The following is a 10,847-nucleotide window of genomic DNA, read 5'->3' as shown; positions in this document are numbered from 1 at the left end:
CCTAGCGTGGAGCAGGAGGTTGATAAATGTATTGAATGTGGATACTGCGAACATAAATGCCCAAGTAGGGATGTAACTCTTACTCCACGACAAAGGATTGTTGTGAGGCGTGAGCTGGCTCTTTTGAAAACTGCAGGCAAGCATGATCAGTATGCCGAATTGGTAGCACAATATCAATATGATGGCTTGGATACTTGTGCGGTTGATGGGCTATGTGCCACTAGTTGCCCTGTAGATATAAATACTGGCGATTTAGTTAAGCGCCTTCGCAGAGAAAGTCATTCTTCGTTCTCAAATAAAGTCGCTCTTGCTGTATCTAAAAATTTCAGAGCAGTTATAATCATGGTAAACTTCGCCCTTGAGGTTGGTGCTTTGATGAACTCTGTATTCGGGAGAAACACAATGAGCGGACTTACTAGAATAATAAAAAAGGTGATACCAGAATTTCCTCTTTGGAGCAATCAGCTCATTAGCAGTGGGGCGATTTCAGGTAAATATGTTAAAACCATAAATCAAGATACTGCTAATGGACCCGCTGTAGTTTATTTTCCTACCTGCATTTCTAGGGTAATGGGTGGGGCCACAGATAAAAGAAATATTCCTGATACATTTTTGAGCGTTTCCCAAAAATCGGGAATACAAGTGATTATTCCTGAGGGAGTTGGGGCGCTTTGCTGCGGACAGCTCTTCTCATCCAAAGGTTATAATTTAGCTTATGCCGATAAGTGTAATGAAACAATTGATAATCTTTGGGTGGTAAGCAATGAAGGAATGCTTCCCATTATTTTGGATGTAACGTCTTGCTCACATACTTTGCAAACTTGTCGCCCAATTTTAAATGAAGTAAATAAGAAAAGGTTCGATCGCCTGACTATCCTAGATAGTATCGATTACTTGCATGATTATGTCATTCCTGCTTGTGGCCCAGTAGAAAAGAAAGGGACGGTTGTAGTACATCCAGTTTGTTCACTCCAGAAAATGGGTCTGGAAAGAAAATTCGTTGCCGTAGCCTCTCATTTTAGCGAAAAAACGGATGTTCCCATTCATTCTGGTTGTTGTGGAATGGCTGGTGATAGAGGTTTTATATTTCCGGAATTAACTGCATCGGCTACAGCTCCAGAAGCGAAAGAAGTGCAAAAAAATGATTACGAGGGTTATTATTCATCTGGAAAAACTTGTGAAATTGCACTTTCTGATGCGGTTGGAAAGAGTTATGAATCAGTACTTTATCTAGCAGATGAGTGTATCAAAGAAAAATCAAAATAAACTAAATTAGTGAATGATTTAAATTAATTATCACTGCAAAATGATCCGAAACAATTACCTTAATCGATCAGCAGATTTGATTATTTTCTCATCTTTTCTAATTCCCCTTAGTGCTAAAACCATAAAAAAAACGCTTAAGGATGGTAGAATCACACCTAAGCCATAATTCTCTGATTGAAGAGTAATGTTTCCTAATGCCTGTTTTGCAGTTTGAACGAGCCAAAAGCTAAAACCTAGAATCGAAATAATACTGAGGTAGCATAATTTGATTTGAAGCCTTCTGTTTTTAAATAAAAAGATTGTAATAAATGGAATTAGTCCTAAAATTACGGTAGCAATTGTTAATGCTAAAAAAGATTCAGTTTGAACAATTTGTCCGCCAATGCTTTCTTCAATACCCGTAACTTTTAATGCTCTAAAAGAACCATTAAGGTTGTAAATTTGAAGGTATGGGAATAGAAATAGGCTAAAAATAGCCGCTGTTGCAGAAAATAGCCAAATGGTTTGTACTCGTTGTAGCATGATTAAATATGTTTAGCGCAAATATATATTAAATTTATATTCTCTTATCAGTTCCATTTTATATCAAAATATACTAAAAAAAATTAAAAATATCAAATAGACTCCGCTCTTTGTCTTTTCCGCATTACCTTTACACCTTGAACGCTTTACAAAGATATTTTATAGAAATCGCCTACAATGGAACGGCATATCACGGATGGCAAATTCAGAAAAATGCTGTTTCTGTGCAGGAGTTGGTAAATAAAGTGCTTTCTACGCTCTGCCGTCAAGATATTGAAACGCTCGGCTGTGGTCGTACAGATACCGGTGTTCATGCAAGTCAACTTTTTGCGCATGTAGATATCCCCGAAGAAATAGACGTTTTTAATCAAGCTTTCCTACAAAGATCAAACTCCATGCTACCCAATGATATTGCGCTTAAGCGTTTTATTAAAGTTAATCCGGATGCGCATGCCCGTTTTGATGCTACCTTGAGATCCTATGAATACCATATTCATTTTTCTAAAAACCCATTTTTGCATAATTTATCTTGGCAATTGCGTGAAAGACCGAATATTGATCTTATGAATCAAGCGGCAGAAATCCTCATGGAATACCGTGATTTTAGCTGCTTTAGTAAATCAAATACAAAAACACTTACCAATAATTGCCTAATTAATAGAGCGGAGTGGGTACAAACAGAGGATGGAATAGTGTTTCATATTTCTGCTGATCGCTTTTTGAGAAATATGGTTCGGGCAATTGTTGGAACTCTGCTTCGCGTTGGGAAGCAGGAAATGAAAGTTGAAGAAATTAGAAATGTGATTGATAGCAAAGATAGATCTAATGCAGGGGAGTCTGTTCCTGCCTGTGGATTGTATCTTACGGAGGTGATTTACCCTTATTTACCCTAAAAATTAATTAGCTATTTAAAAGAGAATATTAATGACTAAAGTAAGTGGCAATGCGGTTGATGTCAGTCTCTTAAGGAGAGTGTTTCGCTATGCCTATCCTTACCGTAGGATGTTTATTTGGTCAGTTTTACTGACAATTCTTCTGGCTATACTTGCTCCACTTCGCCCATGGCTAATTCAATATACACTAGATCAATATATTCTATTGGGTGATAATAGCGGACTCTTAAATATGAGTTTATTGATGCTTGGCTTATTACTCTTGCAGACTTCCGTTCAGTATTTTCATACTTTTTTTACCAATGTTTTGGGTCAGTCGGTTATAAAAGACCTCCGCATTAGCGTTTTTAATCATATCAGCAGTCTGAAACTTAAGTATTTCGACAGAACACCGCTTGGGCAGTTAATTACTAGAACTGTTTCTGATTTAGAAACCATTGCTGATATTTTTTCTGAAGGCCTAATCGTTATCATTGGTGATGTTTTGCAGGTATTAGCCATAATTTCGGTAATGCTCTATACCGATTGGGAACTTACCATGGTAGTCTTAATACCCATGCCATTCTTAATTGTTGCTTCCTACGTGTTCAAAGAAGCGATAAAATCTGCTTTTCAGGATGTAAGAACACAAATATCAAACCTAAACACCTTTTTGCAAGAGCATATTTCAGGAGTTCGTATCATTCAATATTTTGCTCGTGAAGATCAGGAGATGCAGAAATTTAAAGAGATTAATGCCAAACATCGTGATGCGCATATTCGTTCAAATTGGTATTATTCTATATTCTTTCCTGTAGTGGAGATTATTTCAGCAATTTCTATAGGTTTATTGGTTTGGTATGGCTCAAAATCAATTATTTCAAATGAAATTTCGCCAGGTGTAGTGGTATCTTTTATTATGTATATCAATATGTTATTCCGACCGATACGTGAACTTGCCGATAAATTTAATACGCTGCAGATGGGTATGGTGGGTGCTGAGCGTATTTTCAATGTTTTAGATACCAACGAACATACAGAAAACAAGGGAACTCATCAGCCAGCACTGGTAAAGGGCGATATTGAATTCAAAAATATATGGTTCGCTTATAACGATGAGAATTGGGTTCTAAAAGATATTTCATTTCATGTTAAACCCGGCGAAACTTTGGCCTTGGTGGGTGCAACAGGTGCAGGGAAATCATCGACCATCAATATTTTGAATCGATTTTATGAAGTGAATAGGGGCACTATCTTGCTCGATGGGATAGATATTCGAGATTATGAGCTTAATTATTTACGTTCAACCATTGCCACTGTTTTGCAGGATGTATTTCTATTTTCGGATTCGATAGCTAACAATATCAACCTCAATAATAAGGAAATTAGTCGCGAAGCAATTATAAAAGCTGCTAAAGACGTTGGTGCCGAAGAGTTTATAAATAGGCTACCTGGAGGCTTTGACTACAATGTTATGGAAAGAGGCGCCACGCTTTCTGCAGGTCAAGCGCAATTAATATCCTTCATCCGCGCGCTTGTTTATAATCCTCAAATTTTGGTTCTTGATGAAGCAACTGCCTCCGTTGATACTGAAACAGAGGAGCTCATACAACATGCAATAAATAAATTGATGGAAGGTCGCACCTCTATAGTGATTGCACATCGCTTATCGACCATTCAAAATGCTGACCGAATCATTGTTCTTGATCAAGGAGAAATTAAAGAAATGGGCTCGCATCAAGCTCTATTAAAGCTAAATGGGTTTTATAAGCGACTGTATGATTTGCAGTTTAACTCAGAAGGAATTGCTAAAAACTAATAAGTTGTTAAATTTTATTACATTAGAATTTTAATTTCAAATCTATATATGAAACGAATTGTATCTCACCTAACTTTTCAGGTGCTTATTGCTATTTTATTAGGGGTTGTAGTGGGTATTTATTTCCCTGGGTTTGCACCTACGGCAAAATTAATAAGTCAGACATTTATTAACATGATTAGCATGCTTATTGCTCCAATCATATTTTTTACCATTGTTTTAGGAATCGCTCAAATGGGCGATCTTAAAAAAGTTGGTCGGGTTGGGGGCAAGGCGCTTCTTTATTTTGAACTCATTACCACCATTGCGATTTTCATTGGTTTACTCGTAGCCAATATTTTTAAACCGGGCAAGGGGGTAGTTGTAAGTGCGATAAATGCGGACACTTCAAAAGTTCAAGGTTATCAAGACTCAGCATCAGATATGAATTGGCTTGAGTTTTTTACTCATATTGTTCCAAAAAATATTTTTGAATCGTTTGCCAACGGAGATATTCTCCAGATTCTGTTTTTTGCTGTTCTTTTCGGATTTGCTCTTAGTAGAATGGGGACTGCCGGAAAGACCCTAATTGGAACTTTTGAAAAGCTCTCAAAAGTGATTTTCAATATCATGAAAATAATTATGGTTTTAGCACCTTTTGGGGCTTTTGGAGGGATGGCATACACCATCGGGACCTACGGCTTAGAAACCTTATATCCATTAGGTAAGCTAATGATTGCTGTTTATATGACCATGATACTGTTTATTTTCGGTGTGCTTAATTTTATTTGTTACCTCTATAAAATTAGTTTGTGGCAATTGTTAAAATATATTAGACAAGAAATAGTAATCGTTATAGGTACATCTTCATCTGAGTCAGTATTGCCGAGTATGATGCTGAAAATGGAAAAATTTGGTTGTTCGAAATCTGTTGTTGGATTGGTAATACCTACTGGATATTCATTTAATTTGGATGGAACTTCAATTTATTTGTCGATGGCGGTGATTTTTTTATCCCAAGTTTTTAATGTGGACCTTTCTTTAGGGCAACAGATAACTATCATTGGCGTTTTAATGGTTACCTCAAAAGGTGCAGCAGGGGTTACGGGGAGTGGCTTTATAGTACTTGCTTCCACATTGACAGCACTTAAGGTGGTTCCTATCGAGAGTATTGCAATTTTGCTAGGTGTGGATCGTTTCATGTCGGAAGCCCGAGCAATAACCAATCTTATTGGAAATGCGGTAGCCTCTGTTGTGATTGCAAAAAGCGAGAAGGAATTTGATCAGGAGGTCTATTTAAAAGCAATTGATCCAAATACACCAGAGGAGGTGATCGTAATATAAAAAATCTATATTTCCTTTAATTCTTTTTGTGATAACCTTTTGAGATTCTGCTTGATTCTGTTAGCTTTGCTATTCAAAAAAATATTAAATGAGCGTACTTGTTAATAAAGATTCAAAAGTAATAGTTCAGGGCTTCACTGGTAATGAAGGCACTTATCATGCCTCACAGATGATTGCGTATGGAACGCAGGTTGTTGGTGGTGTAACTCCAGGTAAAGGGGGACAAACGCACCTTGATCGTCCGGTGTTTAATACAGTGAAAGACGCCGTTGTTAAAACTGGAGCAGATGTATCCATTATATTTGTGCCACCAGCTTTTGCTGCTGATGCAATTATGGAAGCTGCTGAAGCAGGAATTAAAGTTATAGTTTGTATCACTGAAGGTATCCCAACTAAGGATATGATCTTGGTGAAAGAATATATTTCAGATAAGGATTGTCGTTTAATTGGACCTAACTGCCCTGGTATCATTACTGCTGATGAAGCTAAAATTGGTATTATGCCTGGCTTTATTTTCAAAAAAGGGGTAGTAGGAATCGTTTCAAAATCAGGCACCCTTACTTATGAAGCTGTTGATCAGGTTGTAAAGGCAGGTTTAGGTATTACAACAGCTATCGGTATCGGTGGTGATCCAATCATTGGTACACCAACTAAAGAAGCTGTAATGTTATTAATGAATGATCCTGAAACAAAAGGTATCGTGATGATTGGTGAGATTGGCGGTAGCATGGAAGCAGAAGCTGCTCAATGGATTAAAGAAAATGGTACTAAGCCTGTTGTTGGGTTCATTGCTGGTCAGACAGCTCCTCCGGGACGTCGTATGGGGCATGCAGGAGCAATTGTAGGAGGTGCTGATGATACGGCTGCTGCTAAAATGAAGATCATGAGAGAATGTGGTATCCGTGTAGTGGAATCGCCAGCAGAAATCGGTGCGGCAATGGCTGAAGAGCTTGCTAAATTGTAATTTAATTTTTCATTTTATTGAAATATAAGACCGGCTAAATGCCGGTTTTTTTTATTCCTTTTGATTTTTAAACCAGCTTTTATTCACTACTATTATTAGCTTGTTTAAACCATAATGAGCAAAAAAATCCTTTTTTGCCTTAAAATAACGATATTTGTGCTATCAATTAAAAATGAATCAGATGAAAACATTAATTTATATATTTTTATTTTGCTTTATTTTAACGCTATCTAACTCAGCTCAACAAACAGAAATCCGCAGAGATTCATTAAAAATAGATAGTTTAAAGAGGGATACTATAATTTTAGATAGTCTACAAAAAGATAGCATTCTTGCAGATAGTATTTTTTCTAAAAATGTTCGTAAAGTAATAGGAAAGGCAAGCTACTACGCCAGCAAATTTCATGGGCGTCGTACCAGTAGTGGCGAAATTTACAGTAATAATAAAATGACTGCTGCGCACCTCAGATTACCTTTTGGCACCCTTGTGAAAGTGAAAAATGTGGTAAATGGTCGTTCTGTCATTGTTAAAGTAAATGATCGCGGTCCGCATACCAAAGCCTTCATTATTGATGTTTCCCAAGCTGCAGCTAAAAAACTTGGCTTCTATGGTAAGGGAGTGGCTAATGTTGTGATTAGTTATAAAATACCAGAGAAATAAACCTTAGGCCTCTTTTTTTCAATTTGTTGGCTTCATGTCATATCTACCTGCAGTATGAAGTCTTTCACTCAGCCTTCTTATATTTGTGATCAAATGGGATATAATAAATTAACACCGGAAGAAGAATACATTATCCTCCAAAAGGGGACTGAAAGGCCATATACTGGTGAATACTTGGAGAACAAGCAATCAGGAATTTATATCTGCAGGCAATGTGAAGCACCGCTTTATCGTTCGGATGATAAGTTTGACTCGCACTGTGGATGGCCAAGTTTTGATGATGAAATTGAGGGTGCTATAAAAAAAATCACGGATAGGGATGGTCGTCGGACTGAAATTCTATGTGCGAATTGTGGTGGTCACTTAGGCCATGTATTTGTAGGAGAGAAGCTTACACCCAAAAATACACGCCATTGTGTAAATTCAATCTCAATGAAGTTTATTCCCGCTCAATCTTAATTCTTTTTTGCCCAGCAAACAGCCCACATTAAATATTTTGAGAGCAGATCCACTTCTTGGAAACCTGCATTTTGTAATTTTTCTAAATGCCAGCCAACCGGACTATGGAAATCGTGCGCATCCTGATGTTCCATCCACATCTTCCAATTTTCTTCCGTAGAACCCAGCTTAAATGCTTCTTCCTTCCAGCAGGCAATATTTTTTAAATAAATATCATCTGTAATTCCCCGAGTTTGATCCGCAAAAATAAAAATGCCTCCACTCTTTAGTGATTGATACACATTCTTGTACAATTTAAATTTAAAAGAATCTTCCACATGATGAATGGCAATGCTCGACATCACCAAATCATATTCTGTGGCTGGTAAATGCATTTCTTTAAAATCGGCTTGCACGTAGTTTATAGTTGATTTATTGGCAAAGCGTTTCTTGCACTCCCCCAAAATATCTTCGGAAAGATCTAGCGCATCAATCTGAGCATCAGGATATTGCTCAATTATTTTTTGAGTAAGATTACCCGTCCCACAACCCAAATCTAAAATCCGCAAAGGCTTAAAATTAGGGTTTAAGTATAAAAACATATTGTTTAATAACTCATCATAGCGGGGTACACATTTCCTAATTAAATCTGAATAGCTGCTGCTTAAATGGTCATAAAACTCTTCAACATTTTCCATATATTGCTTTCTGCGATAATTAATATGATATTTTTAATAAAAACCCTAATTTCACAGTTTTAATATTTAATATGAAATTACTCGAAGGAAAAATAGCATTAATAACTGGTGCTTCAAAAGGTATCGGTAGAAAGATAGCTGAGAAATTTGTGGAGCATGGTGCTGATGTGGCATTTACTTATCTTTCTTCTGTTGAGAAGGGTGAAGCACTTCAGCAAGAATTACAAAGTTTTGGTACTAGAGTGAAAGGTTATCGTTCGGATGCCTCTAATTTTGATGATGCTGAAAAGCTTATCACTGACATTGTTGCTGATTTCGGTACAATCGATATCGTGGTTAATAATGCTGGAATTACTAAGGATGGTCTTTTGATGCGCATGACTGAAGAAAATTGGGATGATGTACTAAACACCAATTTGAAATCTGTTTTTAACATAACCAAGGCTGCCTCTAAAGTAATGATGAAGAACCGCAAGGGCTCCTTTATCAATATGAGTTCTGTGGTTGGGGTTCAGGGTAATGCCGGGCAGGCAAATTATGCTGCTTCAAAAGCAGGAATTATAGGCTTTTCAAAATCAGTGGCCAAAGAACTTGGCTCTAGAAATATACGTACCAATGTGGTGGCGCCAGGGTTTATCCGCACAGAAATGACCGATGTGCTTGATCCTAAAGTTGTTGAAGGATGGGCTCAAGCTATTCCTTTGAAACGTGCCGGCGAAACGGATGATGTTGCCAATTTATGCGTGTTCCTTGGCTCTGATATGAGTGGGTATATCACGGGGCAGGTTATTCCGGTTGATGGTGGTATGCTTTAGTTAGTACTTAGTACTTAGTATTGAGTAGTTAGATATGAGACAATAGATATGAGACAATAGACAATTGATTTGAGACTCTCATATCTCAAATCTCATATCTCACATCTCATATCTCATATCTCACATCTCACATCTCATATCTCCCATCTGATTTATAATATGCCTTTTTTGTTTCAAATACAATTTACAACGCATTCATTTTTTTGGCTCCTAGGGTGTTTAGGTCTGGGAATTGCCTATGCTTTTGTTTTGTATGGGAGCTCACCTAATCTGAAAAAAAATCTTAAAAGAATACTTTTTTTCATTCGTGCGACTTTAATTTCATTGATTGCTTTTTTGTTAGTTGCGCCAATGGTAAAAACTACCAAGGAGAGGCTCGAAAAACCATTGATTTTAATTGCTTTAGATAATTCATCCTCGATTTTAAGTTCAAAATCTGTAAATTTTGATGCGAAAAGTTATGCGAGCCAGATTAAAAATCTTGAAAAAGATCTCTCAGCTGATTATGAGCTTAGGATATTCCATTTTGATTCTAGCTTAAAAGATGGCTTATACACGAATTTTGATGGTAATCAGACGGATATTTCTGCAGTTTTTAAGCAGATTGACAATCAATTTTCAAATCGGAATATTGGAGCAATAATTTTAGCAAGTGATGGTATTTACAATCGAGGAGGGAATCCGCAATATGAAAGTAATAAGCTTCCTGTTCCTATTTATGCCATCGCTCTTGGCGATACTATTGCCAAACGTGATCTTCTTATAGCCAATGTAAATTATAATGAAATTGCCTATCTGGAAACTGATTCTGAGATAGAAATCAGTTTGGAGGCCTTCCAAGCTAAGGGAAGCTCCTCAATTTTAACGGTTTCAGCACCCACTGGAATTGTTTATTCCAAGTCTTTCTCTATTAATTCGGATGAATTTAGGCAAAGTATTAAAGTTAATATTCCCGCCAATCGTCTAGGATTGCAGGAATTTAAGATTCAGGTTTCAAAGCTCAACAATGAATGGTCGCCAGAAAATAATTCACAATCCATTTTTATAGATGTAATCAATGCTAAGAAGCAGGTTTTAATTCTCTCTAATGCGCCTCATCCCGATATAACAGCCTTAAAGCAATCTCTTGAGAATAATAAAAATTATGCCGTTAAAGTGGTTCTAGCTAACGATTTTAAAGTATCTGACAGCCGTGATGCGGATCTAATTATTCTTCATCAGCTACCCTCAAAAGCAAATGGAGCTGTGGATATTCTGCGTCAGATTAGCAATAAATCACGTTTATTTATTTTGGGCGCTCAAAGCGATATCCAAGCTTTTGAATCTGCTCAATCAATTTTGGGAATCAGTAGTTCCGGAATGATGCAAGAAGCTTTAGTAAATTTAAAACCTGATTTTTATGCTTTTACCTTATCGGATGTGAATAAGCTGAAAATTCTCAATTTTAGTCCCTTGCTGACCCCTTTTGG

10 protein-coding genes and 1 pseudogene are annotated in these 10,847 nt (G+C 36.9%); 9 read left to right on the top strand and 2 right to left on the bottom strand.

The genetic code is table 11. The features are described from left to right. A partial coding sequence (locus ACILQF_RS05950) for a (Fe-S)-binding protein (protein WP_395626500.1) occupies nucleotides 1–1,266 on the top strand: 1,266 nt, incomplete at its 5' end. 54 nt (nucleotides 1,267–1,320) lie between these two features. On the opposite strand, the gene ACILQF_RS05945 is transcribed toward ACILQF_RS05950, so the two are convergent. Beyond that, a complete protein-coding gene (locus tag ACILQF_RS05945; protein ID WP_395626499.1) occupies nucleotides 1,321–1,788 on the bottom strand; it encodes a DUF4293 domain-containing protein in 468 nt (155 codons plus the stop codon). Between the two features lie 137 nt (nucleotides 1,789–1,925). On the opposite strand from ACILQF_RS05945, the gene truA reads away from it, so the two are divergent. From truA to ACILQF_RS05915, 6 genes are all read left to right on the top strand, one after another. Further along, complete coding sequence (gene truA, locus ACILQF_RS05940; RefSeq protein ID WP_395626498.1) at nucleotides 1,926–2,681, top strand: tRNA pseudouridine(38-40) synthase TruA; 756 nt, start codon at nucleotides 1,926–1,928, stop codon at nucleotides 2,679–2,681. Nucleotides 2,682–2,712: 31 nt separating this feature from the next. Next, a complete protein-coding gene (locus ACILQF_RS05935) occupies nucleotides 2,713–4,479 on the top strand; it encodes an ABC transporter ATP-binding protein (protein WP_395626497.1) in 1,767 nt (588 codons plus the stop codon). Nucleotides 4,480–4,527: 48 nt separating this feature from the next. Further along, on the top strand, nucleotides 4,528–5,802 hold the full coding sequence (gene dctA / locus ACILQF_RS05930) for a C4-dicarboxylate transporter DctA (RefSeq protein ID WP_395626496.1): 1,275 nt from the start codon (nucleotides 4,528–4,530) through the stop codon (nucleotides 5,800–5,802). An 88-nt stretch (nucleotides 5,803–5,890) separates the two neighbouring features. After that, nucleotides 5,891–6,766: a succinate--CoA ligase subunit alpha gene (gene sucD, locus ACILQF_RS05925; protein WP_395626495.1), complete on the top strand. Its 876-nt coding sequence runs from the start codon at nucleotides 5,891–5,893 to the stop codon at nucleotides 6,764–6,766. Nucleotides 6,767–6,947: 181 nt separating this feature from the next. After that, nucleotides 6,948–7,427 (top strand): septal ring lytic transglycosylase RlpA family protein, encoded by a 480-nt coding sequence (locus ACILQF_RS05920; protein ID WP_395626494.1) that lies wholly within the window; start codon nucleotides 6,948–6,950, stop codon nucleotides 7,425–7,427. 54 nt (nucleotides 7,428–7,481) lie between these two features. Next, nucleotides 7,482–7,886 (top strand): methionine-R-sulfoxide reductase, encoded by a 405-nt coding sequence (locus tag ACILQF_RS05915; RefSeq protein ID WP_395626493.1) that lies wholly within the window; start codon nucleotides 7,482–7,484, stop codon nucleotides 7,884–7,886. On the opposite strand, the gene ACILQF_RS05910 is transcribed toward ACILQF_RS05915, so the two are convergent. Next, nucleotides 7,883–8,563 (bottom strand): class I SAM-dependent methyltransferase, encoded by a 681-nt coding sequence (locus ACILQF_RS05910; RefSeq protein WP_395626492.1) that lies wholly within the window; start codon nucleotides 8,561–8,563, stop codon nucleotides 7,883–7,885. The genes ACILQF_RS05915 and ACILQF_RS05910 overlap by 4 nt on opposite strands. Before the next feature lie 71 nt (nucleotides 8,564–8,634). On the opposite strand from ACILQF_RS05910, the gene fabG reads away from it, so the two are divergent. Together fabG and ACILQF_RS05900 are read left to right on the top strand one after the other, a co-directional pair. Further along, nucleotides 8,635–9,378, top strand: a complete 744-nt coding sequence (gene fabG / locus ACILQF_RS05905; RefSeq protein ID WP_395626491.1) for a 3-oxoacyl-[acyl-carrier-protein] reductase — start codon at nucleotides 8,635–8,637, stop codon at nucleotides 9,376–9,378. 351 nt (nucleotides 9,379–9,729) lie between these two features. After that, nucleotides 9,730–10,847: pseudogene (locus ACILQF_RS05900) on the top strand (hypothetical protein); the annotation flags it as partial.

Origin of the sequence: Daejeonella sp. (assembly GCF_044232565.1) — a bacterium.
In the GTDB taxonomy this organism is placed as follows: domain Bacteria; phylum Bacteroidota; class Bacteroidia; order Sphingobacteriales; family Sphingobacteriaceae; genus Daejeonella.
This window is presented reverse-complemented; position numbering and strand designations above follow the sequence as displayed.